Origin of the sequence: Pseudomonas uvaldensis, assembly GCF_021271205.1 — a bacterium.
GTDB lineage: Bacteria > Pseudomonadota > Gammaproteobacteria > Pseudomonadales > Pseudomonadaceae > Aquipseudomonas > Aquipseudomonas uvaldensis.
The window spans coordinates 1-15,545 of the sequence record NZ_JAIWKS010000001.1 but is presented as its reverse complement, the minus strand read 5'-3'; the positions used below and the strand labels follow the sequence as shown (position 1 = coordinate 15,545).

The 15,545-nt window shown below is 59.5% G+C and carries 18 protein-coding genes; 15 read left to right on the top strand and 3 right to left on the bottom strand.

Features of this window, described 5'->3' with window-relative positions; translation table 11 throughout:
* Positions 1-20: 20 nt before the first annotated feature.
* Genes LCU97_RS00090 through LCU97_RS00065 form a run of 6 tightly spaced genes read left to right on the top strand, consistent with a single transcriptional unit; the run spans position 21 to position 5,968 of the window.
* Positions 21-1,574, top strand: coding sequence for a sugar ABC transporter ATP-binding protein (locus LCU97_RS00090; RefSeq protein ID WP_053158293.1), 1,554 nt, complete (start codon positions 21-23; stop codon positions 1,572-1,574).
* Entirely contained in the window at positions 1,571-2,548 is a 978-nt protein-coding gene (locus LCU97_RS00085; protein ID WP_232775256.1) for an ABC transporter permease, read from the top strand. The genes LCU97_RS00090 and LCU97_RS00085 overlap by 4 nt, the downstream gene beginning before the upstream one ends.
* Positions 2,549-2,551: 3 nt before the next feature.
* Positions 2,552-3,571 carry a LacI family DNA-binding transcriptional regulator gene (locus LCU97_RS00080; RefSeq protein WP_053158288.1) on the top strand — a complete coding sequence of 340 codons (1,020 nt, stop codon included), beginning with the start codon at positions 2,552-2,554 and terminating at the stop codon, positions 3,569-3,571.
* Positions 3,572-3,595: 24 nt separating this feature from the next.
* Positions 3,596-4,510, top strand: coding sequence for a ribokinase (rbsK, locus tag LCU97_RS00075; protein WP_053158285.1), 915 nt, complete (start codon positions 3,596-3,598; stop codon positions 4,508-4,510).
* A complete protein-coding gene (rbsD, locus tag LCU97_RS00070) occupies positions 4,507-4,911 on the top strand; it encodes a D-ribose pyranase (protein ID WP_232775255.1) in 405 nt (134 codons plus the stop codon). The genes rbsK and rbsD overlap by 4 nt, the downstream gene beginning before the upstream one ends.
* Before the next feature lie 28 nt (positions 4,912-4,939).
* Positions 4,940-5,968 (top strand): nucleoside hydrolase, encoded by a 1,029-nt coding sequence (locus tag LCU97_RS00065; RefSeq protein ID WP_053158279.1) that lies wholly within the window; start codon positions 4,940-4,942, stop codon positions 5,966-5,968.
* A 112-nt stretch (positions 5,969-6,080) separates the two neighbouring features.
* On the opposite strand, the gene LCU97_RS00060 is transcribed toward LCU97_RS00065, so the two are convergent.
* The gene (locus LCU97_RS00060; RefSeq protein WP_053158277.1) at positions 6,081-6,278 is read right to left on the bottom strand and encodes a hypothetical protein; all 198 of its coding nucleotides are present in this window, start codon (positions 6,276-6,278) and stop codon (positions 6,081-6,083) included.
* Positions 6,279-6,574: 296 nt separating this feature from the next.
* Between LCU97_RS00060 and LCU97_RS00055 the strand changes: the two genes are divergently transcribed.
* The gene (locus LCU97_RS00055) at positions 6,575-6,889 is read left to right on the top strand and encodes an I78 family peptidase inhibitor (protein ID WP_053158274.1); all 315 of its coding nucleotides are present in this window, start codon (positions 6,575-6,577) and stop codon (positions 6,887-6,889) included.
* Positions 6,890-6,957: 68 nt separating this feature from the next.
* Here LCU97_RS00055 and LCU97_RS00050 read toward each other — a convergent pair whose 3' ends face one another.
* Positions 6,958-7,170: a cold-shock protein gene (locus LCU97_RS00050; protein WP_053158271.1), complete on the bottom strand. Its 213-nt coding sequence runs from the start codon at positions 7,168-7,170 to the stop codon at positions 6,958-6,960.
* Positions 7,171-7,460: 290 nt separating this feature from the next.
* Entirely contained in the window at positions 7,461-7,763 is a 303-nt protein-coding gene (locus tag LCU97_RS00045; protein WP_053158268.1) for a hypothetical protein, read from the bottom strand.
* A gap of 373 nt (positions 7,764-8,136) precedes the next feature.
* Between LCU97_RS00045 and thrS the strand changes: the two genes are divergently transcribed.
* The 8 genes from thrS (at position 8,137) to LCU97_RS00005 (ending at position 15,427) form a co-directional block, all read left to right on the top strand.
* Positions 8,137-10,059 carry a threonine--tRNA ligase gene (gene thrS, locus LCU97_RS00040; RefSeq protein WP_053158265.1) on the top strand — a complete coding sequence of 641 codons (1,923 nt, stop codon included), beginning with the start codon at positions 8,137-8,139 and terminating at the stop codon, positions 10,057-10,059.
* Positions 10,059-10,610, top strand: coding sequence for a translation initiation factor IF-3 (gene infC / locus LCU97_RS00035; RefSeq protein WP_172679675.1), 552 nt, complete (start codon positions 10,059-10,061; stop codon positions 10,608-10,610). The genes thrS and infC overlap by 1 nt, the downstream gene beginning before the upstream one ends.
* 60 nt (positions 10,611-10,670) lie before the next feature.
* The gene (rpmI, locus tag LCU97_RS00030) at positions 10,671-10,865 is read left to right on the top strand and encodes a 50S ribosomal protein L35 (protein WP_002553160.1); all 195 of its coding nucleotides are present in this window, start codon (positions 10,671-10,673) and stop codon (positions 10,863-10,865) included.
* A 30-nt stretch (positions 10,866-10,895) separates the two neighbouring features.
* Positions 10,896-11,252, top strand: a complete 357-nt coding sequence (gene rplT / locus LCU97_RS00025) for a 50S ribosomal protein L20 (RefSeq protein ID WP_053158263.1) — start codon at positions 10,896-10,898, stop codon at positions 11,250-11,252.
* Positions 11,253-11,361: 109 nt separating this feature from the next.
* Entirely contained in the window at positions 11,362-12,378 is a 1,017-nt protein-coding gene (pheS, locus tag LCU97_RS00020; RefSeq protein ID WP_053158261.1) for a phenylalanine--tRNA ligase subunit alpha, read from the top strand.
* A gap of 27 nt (positions 12,379-12,405) precedes the next feature.
* A complete protein-coding gene (pheT, locus tag LCU97_RS00015; RefSeq protein ID WP_232775254.1) occupies positions 12,406-14,784 on the top strand; it encodes a phenylalanine--tRNA ligase subunit beta in 2,379 nt (792 codons plus the stop codon).
* A gap of 3 nt (positions 14,785-14,787) precedes the next feature.
* Positions 14,788-15,090, top strand: a complete 303-nt coding sequence (gene ihfA / locus LCU97_RS00010; RefSeq protein ID WP_002553164.1) for an integration host factor subunit alpha — start codon at positions 14,788-14,790, stop codon at positions 15,088-15,090.
* On the top strand, positions 15,071-15,427 hold the full coding sequence (locus LCU97_RS00005) for a MerR family transcriptional regulator (protein ID WP_003179985.1): 357 nt from the start codon (positions 15,071-15,073) through the stop codon (positions 15,425-15,427). Before ihfA ends, LCU97_RS00005 begins: the two co-directional genes overlap by 20 nt.
* Positions 15,428-15,545 lie beyond the last annotated feature (118 nt).

Sequence of the window (15,545 nt, the reverse complement as noted above, 5' to 3'; positions counted from 1 at the left end):
GGGCGCATGGAGAGTTTTTTATGTCCGTTTTCGACCCGAACGCTGTCCTTTCCGTCAGCGGTATCGGCAAGACTTATGCCCAGCCGGTGCTGGCCGGCATCGACCTGACGCTGATGCGCGGCGAAGTGTTGGCGCTGACCGGTGAGAATGGCGCCGGTAAGAGCACCCTGTCCAAGATCATCGGTGGGCTGGTGACGCCCACCACCGGGCAGATGCAGTTCCAAGGGCAGGATTATCGCCCCGGTAGCCGTACCCAGGCCGAAGAGCTTGGCGTGCGCATGGTGATGCAGGAACTCAACCTGTTGCCGACCCTGTCCGTGGCCGAGAACCTGTTTCTCGACAACCTGCCCAACCGCTGCGGCTGGATCGACCGCAAGCAACTGCGCAAGGCGGCGATCGAAGCCATGGCCCAGGTGGGGCTCGATGCGATTGATCCCGACACGTTGGTGGGCGAGCTGGGCATCGGTCACCAGCAGATGGTCGAGATCGCCCGCAACCTGATCGGCGATTGCCATGTGCTGATCCTCGATGAGCCGACCGCCATGCTGACGGCTCGTGAAGTCGAGATGCTTTTCGAACAGATCACCCGCTTGCAGGCTCGGGGCGTGTCGATCATCTACATTTCCCATCGCCTCGAAGAACTGGCACGGGTGGCCCAGCGCATTGCGGTACTGCGCGACGGCAATCTGGTCTGCGTCGAGCCGATGGCCAACTACAACAGCGACCAGCTGGTGACGTTGATGGTCGGCCGGGAGCTGGGCGAGCACATCGACCTGGGCCCGCGCCAGATCGGCGCGCCGGCGTTGACGGTCAAGGGCCTGACCCGTTCCGACAAGGTTCGCGACGTTTCCTTCGAAGTGCGCGCTGGCGAGATATTCGGTATCTCCGGACTGATCGGGGCAGGGCGCACCGAGCTGATGCGCTTGATCTTCGGCGCCGATACGCCCGACAGCGGCACCGTGGCGCTGGGGTCGCCGGCCAAGGTTGTTCACATCCGTTCACCCGCCGATGCAGTGGCCAATGGCATTGCGCTGATCACCGAGGACCGCAAGGGCGAAGGCCTGCTGCTGACCCAGTCGATCGCGGCCAACATTGCCTTGGGCAACATGCCTGAGATTTCCAGTGCCGGCATCGTCAATGGCAAAGAGGAACATGCGCTGGCCCGTCGACAAATCGACGCCATGCGAATTCGTAGCTCCAGCCCGACGCAGTTGGTGTCCGAGCTTTCGGGCGGCAATCAGCAGAAGGTCGTGATCGGGCGCTGGCTCGAACGCGATTGTTCGGTGTTGCTGTTCGATGAGCCGACCCGTGGCATCGACGTGGGCGCCAAGTTCGACATCTATGCGCTGCTTGGCGAGCTGACCCGCCAAGGCAAGGCGCTGGTGGTGGTCTCCAGCGATCTGCGGGAATTGATGCTGATCTGTGACCGGATCGGTGTGTTGTCCGCCGGGCGCCTGATCGACACATTCGAGCGCGACAGTTGGACCCAGGATGACTTGCTTGCTGCCGCATTCGCCGGCTATCAAAAACGTGATGCGTTGCTCAACGAAGCAGCGCCTAGGGAATTTTCATGAAAACCGCATCTGCCGTCGGTAAACCGAGTGGACACTTCTTCGGGCTCGGCACCTACCTGGGCTTGGCTGGCGCGCTGCTGGCCATGATCGCGCTGTTCTCGGTCCTGAGCAGCCATTTCCTTTCCTACGACACCTTCAGCACCCTGGCGAACCAGATTCCGGACCTCATGGTGCTGGCGGTCGGCATGACGTTCATCCTGATCATCGGCGGCATCGACCTGTCGGTGGGCTCAGTGCTGGCGCTGGCGGCGTCGACGGTAAGCGTGGCGGTGCTTGGTTGGGGCTGGAGCGTCTGGCCATCGGCATTGCTGGGCATGGCCGTGGCGGCACTGGCGGGGAGCGTGACGGGTTCGATTACCGTGGCTTGGCGGATTCCATCGTTCATCGTCTCACTGGGCGTGCTGGAAATGGCCCGGGGCCTGGCCTACCAGATGACCGGTTCCCGGACGGCCTACATCGGCGACTCCTTCGCCTGGTTGTCCAATCCGATTGCCTTCGGTATTTCACCATCGTTCATCATTGCCTTGTTGGTGATCTTCATTGCCCAGGCCGTGCTGACCCGCACTGTGTTCGGTCGTTACCTGATCGGCATCGGCACCAATGAGGAAGCGGTGCGCCTGGCGGGGATCAATCCGAGACCCTACAAGATTCTGGTGTTCAGCCTGATGGGGTTGCTGGCCGGTGTGGCGGCGCTGTTCCAGATTTCCCGCCTGGAAGCAGCCGATCCGAACGCCGGCTCCGGCCTTGAATTGCAGGTCATTGCCGCCGTGGTGATCGGTGGCACCAGCCTGATGGGCGGACGCGGTTCGGTCATCAGTACGTTCTTCGGCGTGCTGATCATCTCCGTGCTGGCCGCCGGCCTGGCGCAGATCGGCGCCACCGAGCCGACCAAGCGGATCATTACTGGCGCGGTGATCGTGATTGCGGTGGTGCTGGATACCTATCGCAGCCAGCGCGCCAGCCGGCGGACCTGATCCATGGCGACGATCAAAGATGTCGCGGCGCTCGCGGGGATTTCCTACACCACTGTGTCCCATGTCGTGAACAAGACCCGGCCGGTCAGCGAAGAGGTGCGGCGCAAGGTCGAGGCAGCCATCGAACGCCTCGACTATGTGCCCAGCGCCGTGGCCCGCTCGCTCAAGGCCAAGACCACGGCCACCATCGGTCTGTTGGTGCCCAACAGCCTCAACCCGTACTTCGCCGAGTTGGCCCGGGGAATCGAGGATTATTGTGAACGCAATGGTTATTGCGTGATCCTGTGCAACTCCGACGACAACCCGGACAAGCAGCGCAGCTACCTGCGAGTGCTGCTGGAAAAACGCATCGATGGATTGATCGTCGCTTCCGCCGGCGGTGACGTCGGCCTGGTCGAGGGGTTGGCCGGCGTGCGTACGCCGATGGTCATCGTCGACCGTGGCCTGGACGGCGTCGATGCGGACCTGGTGCGCATCGATCACGAATACGGCGCGTACCTGGCGACCCGGCACCTGTTGGAGCTGGGGCATCGGGACATTGCGTTTATCGGTGGTCCTGCAGACACCAGCGTGGCCCAGATGCGTCTGGCCGGTTACTGCCGGGCGCTGGAGGAGGCGGGTGTCGAGCTGCCGGTGGAGCGCATGCTCGAAAGCGATTTCACCAGCACCGGTGGCTATCGTGCCGCGGCCACGCTGCTTGAGCATCAGCCACCCAGTGCGATCTTCGCGGCCAACGATATGATCGGCATCGGCGTACTGCGGGCCGCCGCCGAACGCAATGTGCGGGTACCCGGCGAGCTGTCGGTGATCGGCTTCGACGATATCCAGATGAGTCGGTATGTCTATCCGGCGTTGACCACCGTGGGGCAGTCGATCCTGCAGCTTGGTGAAATGGCGGCCGAGGTGTTGTTGCGGCGGATCGCCACGCCCACGCTGGCCACCGACCAGCGGATCGTCACGCCGAGCATTGTCCTGCGAGAGTCGACTGCGCCGCTGTCCGGTACCTTCGCCCAATACCGCTGAACCGAATGGAATGAGTAGTGACGTATGTCTGCAAAAGTAGTGGTAATAGGCAGCCTGAACATGGACCTGGTGACTCGCGCACCGCGCCTGCCCCGGGGCGGCGAAACGCTGATCGGTGAGTCGTTTTCCACCATCCCGGGCGGCAAGGGAGCCAACCAGGCCGTGGCCGTCGCACGCCTCGGGGCGCAGGTGTCCATGGTCGGGTGCGTGGGCAATGATGCCTATGGTCAACAGTTGCGAGGCGCGCTGCTCGCCGAAGGCATCGATTGCCGGGCCGTCAGCGTCGTGGAAGGCTCCAGCGGCGTGGCCCTGATCGTGGTCGATGACAACAGCCAGAATGCGATCGTTATCGTGGCCGGTGCCAATGGCGTGCTCACCCCTGATGTCCTGGACGGAGTCGACGAGGTGCTGCAGAGCGCCGATGTCATCATCTGCCAGCTCGAAGTACCGGATGCCACCGTCGGCCATGCGCTCAAGCGCGGTCGCGAGCTGGGCAAAACCGTCATACTGAATCCGGCGCCGGCTTCCCATGCCTTGCCGACCGATTGGTACGCCAGCGTCGACTACCTGATCCCCAACGAAAGCGAAGCTGCGATGCTGAGCGGGCTGGCGGTCGACTCCCTGGAAAGCGCCGAAGCGGCTGCCGCACAGTTGATGGCCGCGGGCGCTGGCAAGGTGATCGTGACGTTGGGCAGCCAAGGGTTGATGTTCGCCAACGGATCGAGCTTCGAGCATTTCCCGGCGCCCAGAGTCAAGGCCGTGGATACCACGGCGGCAGGGGACACCTTCGTCGGTGGGTTTGCCGCGGCCCTGGCCAATGGAAAAAGCGAGGTCGAGGCAATTCGTTTCGGTCAGGTGGCTGCCGCGTTGTCGGTCACCCGTGTCGGGGCGCAGCCGTCCATTCCCACGTTGCTTGAAGTACAGGCGTTCAAATCATGAAGAAGACTCCGTTGTTGAATATCGCCCTGTCGCGACTGATCGCTTCCCTTGGTCATGGCGACAAGGTGGTCATTGGCGATGCCGGCCTGCCCGTACCGCCACAGGTCGAACTGATCGACCTGGCCCTGACCCCTGGCATCCCTGATTTCGTCAGCACGCTCAACGCGGTGCTCAGTGAAATGCAGGTGGAAAGTCATGTGCTGGCCGAGGAGATATTCGATAAACAGCCGTCGGCCCTGACGAGCCTTGAGACGCTTCATGCCCGGCATGCGCTGGGGGCGCGGGAGTTGGTCAGCCATGAACAATTCAAAGTCCTCAGCCGACAGGCTCGGGCGATCATTCGCACAGGAGAATGTTCTCCGTACTGCAACATTGTGCTCATTGCTGGAGTCACCTTCTAACCTGTCAACCCTGCACAAGGAGTGCGCCATGCACCGCTATGCTCAAAAAATGCATCAACTGCTTCGGAGTCTGCTGCTGTTGTCACTGATCACTGCTACGAGCGCCCAGGCGGCGGAAAAGATCGATCTGATCATCGACACCGATCCGGGGGCCGATGATGTGGTTGCCCTGTTGTTCGCCCTGGCGTCCCCCGATGAGCTGAACATCCGCGCCCTGACCACCGTGGCGGGCAATGTGCGCCTGGACAAGACCTCCCGCAACGCTCGCCTGGCCCGGGAGTGGGCAGGGCGCGAGGACGTGCCGGTTTACGCCGGTGCGCCCAAGCCAATGATGCGCACGCCCATCTATGCGGAAAACATCCATGGCAAGGAAGGCCTGTCGGGTGTCACCGTGCATGAGCCGAAGAAAGGGCTGGCCAAGGGCAATGCGGTCAACTACCTGATCGATACCCTCAAGGCCGCCAAGCCCCACAGCATTACCATCGCCATGCTGGGCCCGCAGACCAACCTGGCCCTGGCGCTGATCCAGGAGCCGGACATCGTCCAGGGCATCAAGGAAGTGGTGATCATGGGCGGCGCGCACTTCAACGGCGGCAACATCACACCGGTGGCCGAATTCAACCTGTTCGCCGATCCGCAAGCGGCCGAGGTAGTGGCCAAAAGCGGTGTGAAGCTGACTTACCTGCCGCTGGACGTCACCCACAAGATCCTCACCAGCGAAGCGCGCCTCAAGCAGATCGCGGCTGTGAACAACAATGCCAGCAAGCTGGTGGGCGATATTCTCAATGAGTACGTCAAGGGCGACATGGAGCACTATGGCATGACAGGCGGGCCGGTGCATGACGCTACGGTGATTGCCTACCTGCTCAAGCCGCAGTTATTTACCGGCCGCTCTGTCAATGTGGTGGTGGACAGTCGCGAAGGCCCGACGTTCGGGCAGACCATCGTCGACTGGTATGACGGCTTGAAGGCACCCAAGAATGCATTCTGGGTGGAAAACGGCGATGCCCAGGGCTTCTTCGACCTGCTGACCGAGCGCCTGGCACGCCTCAAATAATTCAATGTGGGGATCGAGCTTGCTCGCGATGGTAGAGCATCAGTCAACGATGATGCTGGCGGGGCCTCCGCTATCGCGAGCAAGTCCGGCTCCTACAATTCGTTGCGTCGCTTCAATCTACCTTGTCGACAAGACTCGGATAGCGCTCGAATGCCTGCTGGATGAAGTTCCGGGCGACCTCTGTCCCCAGTTCCCGTACCAATAACTCGATGCCGATGATTGCCAGTTCCTCGGGGCTGCCGGGGCTATAGGAGCTGTGGCCCTCCAGCCATTTGGCATTGATGGTGGCTTCGATGCTGACGATGCTCATGATGGGGCCCGCGAGGTGGGAGACAGGTAGACTGAGTTAACCATTTTTACGCCGGGTTTTGCACTGCGACTTAGGCATCAGGAAAGGGCTGTGCCACACTTGCCCCAGGCACCCTTGGACTCTATTGACGTGACCGAACTCGTTCATATTCAGTCACGATTGATCTCTGAACAGCGGCCTTCGGCTCAGGCAAACTGCGGTTCCCGGATGAAGGCATGCTGATAACTTCCTCGTGCGAAACCAAGTTTCGTTTGGGTTGTCGCACGCTCTCTCTTCAACATAAAAAAGGAGGCTTCATGCCTTGGAAGCTCGCTTCATTGTGCATTGTACTGGCTGTCGTATCGTTGAGTGGTTGCAGCAGCACCGCTGAAACTACCTCAGGACCAGTGGCAAGCGAGGCGGGGGATGGGCGCTGCGAAGCGAAGGCTGCCGAGTTCGCCATTGGCAAACAGGCCTCGCCGCAGTTGCTGGAACAGGCTCGCACCCGTTCCGGCGCGCAGATTGCCCGGATCCTCAAGCCCAACGACATGGTAACGCTCGAGTACCGCTCTGATCGGCTGAATCTCAATACCGACGCCAACCTGGTGGTCAATCGGGTGAATTGCGGCTGAGCTGCAGGTTTCGACTGTCCATAAAAAACCCCGTCACATGGACGGGGTTTTTTTAGCGCGCCGAGAAATTACTCTGGGCGAACCTGTGCAGCTTGCATACCCTTTTGGCCTTTCTCAGCCACGAAGGAAACGGACTGGCCTTCTTTCAGGCTTTTGAAACCGTCAGCTTCGATAGCTTTGAAGTGTACGAACAGGTCGTCACCGCCACCTTGAGGAGTGATGAAGCCGAAGCCTTTTTCATCGTTGAACCATTTAACGGTGCCGGTTTGGCGATTAGACATGGTGTATCTCCAAGAAACATATATTTTCAGTAGTGCTGTGCTGCTCAGGCCAACTGGGCACACCGGAGTATCATAGTCGAAATGTTCGGTTTGGGAGCCCCCCGGACGTACGGTTTGCCAATCAGTCGCGTTTTCACTCTCCCTTGAATTGACTGGAGGCCCCGGTTTTAAAGGCTTTCAGCCGAAAGTAAAGACGACAAAAAAAGCTGTAAAACCTGAAAAAAACGTCGGAAAAAGGGAGTTTTCCAGCTTTTTTAACGTCGCCGGGACGCTTCAAAGGACTCGTTCAGTCATTTTTTTGCCGGCGTATTGGCCTTGCATTTTGCGATCTGGCCAAGGGCTTTCTGTTGCAGTTCCGGAGTCGCCTTGTTGTCCATCAGTGCCTGGATGTCTCTCGCCGGATAGGATTTGATAGCGTCGGCGCCACAGGCGCAGTGGGATTTGGCTGCCGCCGCGCCGATCTGTGGCGTTGCGGCCTGGGTGCACTGGGCCATGTATTTCTCACGCTCGCCCTTGGGCCAGTCGGCATGGGCGGTCAACGGAAGCAGAAGGGCGAGGGGGGCGACTACTGCGAATAAAGTATTCAGACGCATGCTGGGATGCTCCTTTTACGGTCGATAACGTGTCATCTGAGGCGTTTTTGAGCGCTTCAGTTCAGCACTCTGGCATAAAATCGCCGAATTTACGCCCGCCGCAATCCGGCGCGGCGGCGACCGTTCATCTGTGCTAGCATGCCGGGCTCGGGTATTTTCAGGCGCCGGATGGCAGCAGCTTCCGGTGGCGGCAAATGTTCGAATAACCCTGATTTGAATCCCAGTCACTCTGGTTCGGTTTCCCGGTTGGCCGAAAGGCTCCTGCCGCTGTAAGGCAGGCGTTCATCGTTGAATGGCCTGGACTGGATCTTGTACTGGCTCATCCCAACCCACGTGACCTTTGGTAGGGGTCACCACTAGGAGAGGAGGCGCCATGCCAACTATTACTCTTCCCGACGGCAGTCAACGCTCATTCGATCATCCGGTCTCCGTTGCCGAGGTCGCCGCATCCATCGGCGCAGGCCTGGCGAAAGCCACCCTGGCTGGCAAGGTCAACGGCAAGCTGGTTGACGCCAGCGATGTCATCGACGGCGATGCTACGCTGCAAATCATCACGCCCAAGGACGAAGAGGGGCTGGAAATCATTCGCCACTCTTGCGCGCACCTGGTCGGCCACGCGGTCAAACAGTTGTACCCGAGCGCGAAAATGGTCATCGGGCCGGTCATCGATGAAGGCTTCTATTACGATATCGCCTTCGAGCGTCCTTTCACGCCGGACGACATGGCTGCCATCGAGCAGCGCATGCAGCAGTTGATCGATAAAGACTACGACGTCATCAAGAAAGTGACCCCGCGCGCCGAAGTCATCGAAGTTTTCAAGGCCCGTGGCGAAGATTACAAGCTGCGTCTGGTGGAAGACATGCCGGACGAGCAGGCCATGGGCCTGTATTACCACGAAGAATACGTCGACATGTGCCGCGGTCCGCACGTGCCGAACACCCGCTTCCTGAAGTCCTTCAAGCTGACCAAGCTGTCCGGCGCCTACTGGCGTGGCGATGCGAAGAACGAGCAGCTTCAGCGGGTCTACGGCACCGCCTGGGCTGACAAGAAGCAACTGGCGGCTTACATCCAGCGCATCGAAGAAGCCGAGAAGCGCGATCACCGCAAGATCGGCAAGCGCCTGGGCCTGTTCCACACCCAGGAAGAGTCGCCGGGCATGGTGTTCTGGCACCCGAACGGCTGGACGATGTACCAGGTGCTCGAGCAGTACATGCGTCAGGTCCAGCGTGAAAACGGCTACCTGGAAATCAAGACACCGCAAGTGGTGGACCGCAGCCTGTGGGAGAAATCCGGGCACTGGGCCAACTACGCCGACAACATGTTCACCACCCAGTCGGAAAACCGCGACTACGCCATCAAGCCCATGAACTGCCCTTGCCACGTGCAGGTGTTCAACCAGGGCTTGAAAAGCTACCGCGAGCTGCCAATGCGCCTGGCCGAGTTCGGTGCATGCCATCGTAACGAGCCGTCGGGGGCCTTGCATGGCATCATGCGCGTGCGTGCGTTCACCCAGGATGACGCGCATATCTTCTGCACCGAAGAGCAGATGCAGGCCGAATCCGCCGCGTTCATCAAGCTGACCATGGACGTCTATCGCGACTTTGGCTTCACCGAGGTCGAGATGAAGCTGTCCACTCGTCCGGAAAAACGCGTCGGCTCCGACGAGCTGTGGGATCGCGCCGAAGCTGCGTTGGCCGCTGCCCTTGACAGCGCGGGCCTTGCGTACGACTTGCAGCCAGGCGAAGGGGCTTTCTACGGTCCGAAGATCGAGTTCTCGTTGAAGGATTGTCTCGGTCGGGTCTGGCAGTGTGGTACCTTGCAGCTCGATTTCAACTTGCCGATCCGTCTGGGCGCCGAATACGTGTCCGAAGACAACAGCCGCAAGCACCCGGTCATGCTTCACCGTGCGATCCTCGGTTCCTTCGAGCGTTTCGTCGGAATTCTGATCGAGCATTACGAGGGCGCGTTCCCCGCATGGCTGGCGCCGACCCAGGCAGTGATCATGAATATCACTGATAAACAGGCAGATTTTGCGGCTGAAGTCGAAAAAACTCTCAACCAAAGCGGATTTCGTGCCAAGTCCGACTTGAGAAATGAAAAGATCGGCTTTAAAATCCGCGAGCATACCTTGCTCAAGGTTCCCTATCTTCTGGTTATTGGAGATCGGGAAGTCGAGATGCAGACTGTCGCTGTGCGTACTCGTGAAGGTGCTGACCTGGGCTCGATGCCTGTCGCCCAATTCGCCGAGTTTCTCGCGCAAGCGGTTTCCCGGCGTGGTCGCCCAGATTCGGAGTAATTATTATTAAGCGTGATATGAGACAAGATAAACGAGCTGCACCGAAAGCCCCGATCAACGAGAATATCTCGGCACGCGAGGTTCGGTTAATTGGCGCTGACGGCGAGCAGATTGGCATCGTCTCGATTGATGAAGCGCTTCGAATTGCTGAAGAAGCCAAGCTTGATCTGGTAGAAATTTCCGCAGATGCAGTCCCTCCGGTTTGCCGGGTGATGGACTACGGCAAGTCGATCTTCGAGAAGAAGAAGCAGATTGCCGCGGCGAAGAAAAACCAGAAGCAGATTCAGGTAAAAGAAATCAAGTTTCGTCCAGGGACGGAGGAAGGGGATTACCAGGTAAAACTGCGCAACCTGGTACGTTTCCTGAGTGACGGGGACAGGGCCAAGGTATCCTTGCGATTCCGCGGCCGTGAGATGGCCCACCAGGAGCTGGGGATGGAACTCCTCAAGCGGGTTGAACAAGACCTGCTCGAGTACGGTTCGGTCGAACAGCATCCTAAGATGGAAGGACGCCAGCTGATCATGGTCATCGCCCCGAAAAAGAAGAAGTAATCACCAGGGCACGGCAGGCCTTGCGATTATGTTTATCAACTGAATGCGGAGTATCCGAACATGCCAAAGATGAAAACCAAAAGTGGTGCTGCCAAGCGGTTTCTGAAAACTGCTAACGGCATCAAGCACAAGCACGCTTTCAAGAGCCACATCCTGACCAAAATGTCGACCAAGCGTAAGCGTCAACTGCGCGGTAGCAGCTTGCTGCATCCGTCTGACGTGGCAAAAGTCGAGCGCATGCTGCGCCTTCGTTAATTTTTGGATCAAGAATAGAGGAAGTAACTCATGGCTCGTGTAAAGCGTGGCGTCATTGCCCGTAAGCGTCACAAGAAAATTATGAAACTTGCTAAAGGCTACTACGGTGCGCGTTCCCGCGTATTCCGTGTTGCCAAGCAAGCCGTAATCAAGGCAGGCCAATACGCCTACCGTGACCGTCGTCAGAAAAAACGTCAGTTCCGCGCTCTGTGGATCGCTCGTATCAACGCTGGTGCGCGTACCAACGGTCTGTCCTACAGCCGTCTGATCGCTGGCCTGAAAAAAGCGTCGATCGAGATCGACCGTAAGGTTCTGGCTGATCTGGCAGTGAACGAAAAAGCGGCGTTTGCTGCGATTGTCGAGAAAGCTAAAGCCATCCTGGCTTAAGTACCCCCGACAGTCACCTGGGTCCACCTCTGTGGGCTCTGGTGCCAAACGTCTTAAATAGGGGAAGAGCCTTAAAGCTCTTCCCCTATTTTGTATCTGGAGTCTGTACATGGAAAACCTGGATGCGCTGGTCTCTCAAGCACTAGAGGCTGTGCAAAGCGCTGAAGATATCAATGCCCTGGAGCAAATCCGGGTTCACTACCTTGGCAAGAAGGGCGAGTTGACTCAGGTGATGAAGACCCTGGGGAACCTGCCGGCCGAAGAGCGTCCGCAGGTCGGTGCGCTGATCAACGTTGCCAAGGAGCGTGTCACAGAGGTCCTTAATGCGCGCAAGGCGTTGTTCGAGGAGGCGGATCTGGCCGCCAAGCTCGCCGCCGAGTCCATTGACGTGACCCTGCCTGGCCGTGGCCAGACTTCCGGCGGCCTGCATCCGGTTACCCGGACCCTGGAACGCATCGAGCAATTCTTCACCCACATTGGCTACGGCATCGCCGAGGGCCCTGAGGTCGAAGACGACTATCACAACTTCGAGGCGCTCAACATCCCTGGCCATCACCCGGCCCGGTCGATGCACGACACCTTCTATTTCAACGCCAACATGCTGTTGCGCACCCATACCTCGCCGGTACAGGTCCGCACCATGGAGTCGAAGCGGCCGCCGATACGCATTGTCTGCCCTGGCCGTGTGTACCGTAGCGACTCGGATATCACTCACTCGCCGATGTTCCACCAGGTCGAGGGCCTGCTGGTGGATCGCGACATCAATTTCGCCGACCTGAAAGGCACCATCGAAGAGTTCCTGCGGGTGTTCTTCGAGAAAGAGCTGGCGGTGCGTTTCCGTCCTTCGTACTTCCCGTTCACCGAGCCTTCGGCGGAAGTCGACATGGAATGCGTGATGTGCAGTGGCAAGGGCTGCCGCGTCTGCAAGCAGACCGGCTGGCTGGAAGTCATGGGCTGCGGCATGGTTCATCCGAACGTGCTGCGCATGTCCGGGATCGATCCGGAAGAGTTCTCGGGCTTTGCCTTCGGCATGGGCGTCGAGCGCCTGGCGATGCTGCGTTACGGTGTGAATGACTTGCGCCTGTTCTTCGACAACGACTTGCGGTTCCTTGCGCAATTTCGCTAGCCGTCACGAACTTTTTAGGAGAACAGGATGAAATTCAGTGAACAATGGCTGCGCGGCTGGGTAAGCCCGCAGGTAAGCCAGGACGAGCTGGTGGCTCGCTTGTCGATGGCCGGTCTCGAGGTCGATAGCGTAACGCCGGTCGCGGGTGAATTCAGCGGCGTGGTGGTGGGCGAGGTGCTGAGCACCGAGCAGCATCCGGATGCCGATAAACTGCGGGTCTGCCAGGTCAGCAATGGCACGGAAACCTTCCAGGTGGTGTGCGGCGCGCCAAACGTGCGCCCGGGCCTGAAGATCCCGTTCGCCATGATCGGCGCCGAGCTGCCGGGCGACTTCAAGATCAAGAAAGCCAAGCTGCGTGGCGTCGAGTCCAACGGTATGTTGTGCTCCCAGGCCGAACTGCAGATCGGCGAAGGCAACGACGGCCTGATGGAGCTTCCGGCTGATGCGCCGGTTGGTCAGGACATTCGTGAATACCTGAACCTGGATGACGCCAGCATCGAGGTCGACCTGACACCGAACCGTGGCGACTGCCTGTCCCTGGCCGGTCTGGCCCGTGAAGTCGGCGCCCTGTATGACGCCCCGGTAAGCCGTCCTGTGGTCGCGCCGGTCCCGGCCGTGCACGATGAAGTACGGTCGGTTGAAGTGTTGGCGCCAGCAGCATGCCCGCGGTACCTGGGTCGGGTGATCCGTAATGTCGATCTGTCGAAGCCGACGCCGCTGTGGATGGTCGAGCGCCTGCGTCGCGCCGACGTACGCAGCATCGATGCCGCCGTCGACATCACCAACTACGTCATGCTGGAGTTGGGTCAGCCGCTGCACGCGTTCGACCTTGCCGAAATCAACGGCGGTATCCGCGTACGCATGGCCGAAGAGGACGAGAAGCTGGTCCTGCTCGACGGCCAGGAAGTCACCCTGCGCAGCGATACGCTGGTGATCGCCGATCATTCCCGCGCACTGGCCATTGCCGGCGTGATGGGTGGCGAGCACAGCGGTGTCTCCGATTCGACTCGCGACGTGTTCCTTGAAAGTGCCTTCTTCGACCAGATCGCCGTGGCAGGCAAGGCCCGTTCGTACGGCCTGCACACCGACGCTTCGCATCGCTACGAGCGTGGCGTGGACTGGCAACTGGCCCGTGAAGCCATGGAACGCGCCACTGGCCTGCTGCTGGACATCACCGGTGGCGAAGCCGGTCCGATCATCGAAACCGTCAACGAGCAGCATCTGCCCAAGGTGAAGCCGATCACCCTGCGTGCCCAACGTATTTCCCAGATGCTCGGCATGGACATGGACGCTGCCGAAGTCGAACGCCTGCTGGGCGCCCTGGGCCTGAACATCAGCGCCGATGGGGCAGGGCAGTGGCGTGTCGAAGTGCCAAGTCATCGCTTCGATATCAGCCTGGAAGTCGACCTGATCGAAGAACTGGCCCGTCTGTACGGCTACAACCGCCTGCCGGTTCGCTACCCGCAAGCTCGCCTGGCCCCGCAAGCCAAGGCCGAAGCCCGTAGCGAGCTGCCCGAGCTGCGTCGCTTGCTGGTGGCTCGTGGCTACCAGGAAGCAATCACCTATAGCTTCATCGATCCGCGTCAGTTCGAGCTGTTCAACCCGGGCGTCGAGCCGTTGCTGCTGGCCAACCCGATTTCCAACGACATGGCGGCCATGCGCTCGTCCCTGTGGCCAGGGCTGGTCAAGGTGCTCCAGCACAACCTGAACCGCCAGCAGGATCGCGTGCGTCTGTTCGAAAGTGGCCTGCGTTTTGTCGGTCAACTGGAAGGCCTGAAGCAGGAGCCAATGCTGGCCGGCGTCGTCTGCGGCAGCCGTCTTCCGGAAGGTTGGGCGCAAGGTCGCGATGGTGTGGACTTCTTCGACGTCAAGGCTGACGTGGAGGCAGTGCTGGGCTTCGCCGGTGCGCTCGACGCGTTCACCTTCGTGCCAGGCAAACATCCTGCCCTGCACCCGGGCCAAACCGCGCGCATCGAACGAGACGGGCGTGAAGTCGGTTATGTCGGTGCGATTCACCCGGAACTGGCGAAAGCATTGGGGCTGGATCGTCCGGTCTTCGTTTTCGAGCTGGTCCTGAGCGAAGTGGCCCAAGGGAAAATGCCGAAATTCCAGGAGTTATCGCGCTTTCCTGAAGTGCGTCGTGACCTTGCCTTGCTGGCTGATCGCGAGGTTGCCGCCAGCGCCGTACTGGACGTAATCCGTGAAAATGCAGGCGAGTGGCTGACGGACCTCAGGCTATTTGACGTGTATCAGGGTAAAGGTATTGATCCGCATAGAAAAAGTCTTGCAGTCGGCTTGACCTGGCAGCATCCATCGCGCACTCTTAATGACGATGAGGTGAATACCGCAACGCAGAATATCCTCACCTCGCTAGAAACCAGGTTAAACGCCACGTTAAGGAAGTGACGTATGGGGGCTCTGACGAAAGCTGAGATGGCGGAACGTCTGTATGAAGAGCTGGGCCTGAATAAACGGGAAGCCAAAGAATTGGTGGAACTGTTTTTCGAGGAAATCCGCCACGCTCTCGAAGACAACGAGCAGGTCAAATTGTCCGGTTTCGGCAATTTTGACCTTCGGGACAAACGCCAGCGGCCTGGCCGCAATCCGAAAACGGGTGAAGAAATCCCGATCACCGCTCGCCGCGTGGTCACCTTTCGTCCAGGGCAGAAGTTGAAGGCCCGAGTTGAGGCTTATGCTGGAACCAAGTCATAACGACGAGCTACCCGTCATCCCGGGCAAACGCTACTTCACCATTGGTGAAGTCAGCGAGCTGTGTGCGGTCAAGCCGCACGTGCTGCGCTATTGGGAGCAGGAGTTTCCTCAGCTCAACCCGGTCAAGCGCCGCGGAAACCGCCGGTATTATCAGCGCCAGGACGTGCTGATGATCCGGCAGATCCGCGCGCTGCTGTATGACCAGGGGTTTACCATCGGTGGCGCACGCCTGCGCCTCTCCGGTGACGAGGCCAAGGACGACACAACCCAGTACAAACAGATGATCCGCCAGATGATCGCTGAGCTTGAAGATGTGCTGGTGGTGCTCAAGAAATAAAATTCTGCTTTAAATACTTCCAGTTTTCAAAAGCTTGCGTTATATTCCTGAGCGTTCCGCTGAGAAGCGAAACAAGATTCACGCCTAGTCGGGGCGTAGCGCAGTCCGGTAGCGCACT

Excerpts from the sequence above, each read along its gene's own strand:
- LCU97_RS00090 (WP_053158293.1), top strand. The coding sequence starts at position 21 with ATGTCCGTTTTCGACCCGAACGCTGTCCTTTCCGTCAGCGGTATCGGC.
- LCU97_RS00085 (WP_232775256.1), top strand. The coding sequence starts at position 1,571 with ATGAAAACCGCATCTGCCGTCGGTAAACCGAGTGGACACTTCTTCGGG.
- LCU97_RS00080 (WP_053158288.1), top strand. The coding sequence starts at position 2,552 with ATGGCGACGATCAAAGATGTCGCGGCGCTCGCGGGGATTTCCTACACC.
- rbsK (WP_053158285.1), top strand. The coding sequence starts at position 3,596 with ATGTCTGCAAAAGTAGTGGTAATAGGCAGCCTGAACATGGACCTGGTG.
- rbsD (WP_232775255.1), top strand. The coding sequence starts at position 4,507 with ATGAAGAAGACTCCGTTGTTGAATATCGCCCTGTCGCGACTGATCGCT.
- LCU97_RS00065 (WP_053158279.1), top strand. The coding sequence starts at position 4,940 with ATGCACCGCTATGCTCAAAAAATGCATCAACTGCTTCGGAGTCTGCTG.
- LCU97_RS00060 (WP_053158277.1), bottom strand. The coding sequence starts at position 6,278 with ATGAGCATCGTCAGCATCGAAGCCACCATCAATGCCAAATGGCTGGAG.
- LCU97_RS00055 (WP_053158274.1), top strand. The coding sequence starts at position 6,575 with ATGCCTTGGAAGCTCGCTTCATTGTGCATTGTACTGGCTGTCGTATCG.
- LCU97_RS00050 (WP_053158271.1), bottom strand. The coding sequence starts at position 7,170 with ATGTCTAATCGCCAAACCGGCACCGTTAAATGGTTCAACGATGAAAAA.
- LCU97_RS00045 (WP_053158268.1), bottom strand. The coding sequence starts at position 7,763 with ATGCGTCTGAATACTTTATTCGCAGTAGTCGCCCCCCTCGCCCTTCTG.
- thrS (WP_053158265.1), top strand. The coding sequence starts at position 8,137 with ATGCCAACTATTACTCTTCCCGACGGCAGTCAACGCTCATTCGATCAT.
- rpmI (WP_002553160.1), top strand. The coding sequence starts at position 10,671 with ATGCCAAAGATGAAAACCAAAAGTGGTGCTGCCAAGCGGTTTCTGAAA.
- rplT (WP_053158263.1), top strand. The coding sequence starts at position 10,896 with ATGGCTCGTGTAAAGCGTGGCGTCATTGCCCGTAAGCGTCACAAGAAA.
- pheS (WP_053158261.1), top strand. The coding sequence starts at position 11,362 with ATGGAAAACCTGGATGCGCTGGTCTCTCAAGCACTAGAGGCTGTGCAA.
- pheT (WP_232775254.1), top strand. The coding sequence starts at position 12,406 with ATGAAATTCAGTGAACAATGGCTGCGCGGCTGGGTAAGCCCGCAGGTA.
- ihfA (WP_002553164.1), top strand. The coding sequence starts at position 14,788 with ATGGGGGCTCTGACGAAAGCTGAGATGGCGGAACGTCTGTATGAAGAG.
- LCU97_RS00005 (WP_003179985.1), top strand. The coding sequence starts at position 15,071 with ATGCTGGAACCAAGTCATAACGACGAGCTACCCGTCATCCCGGGCAAA.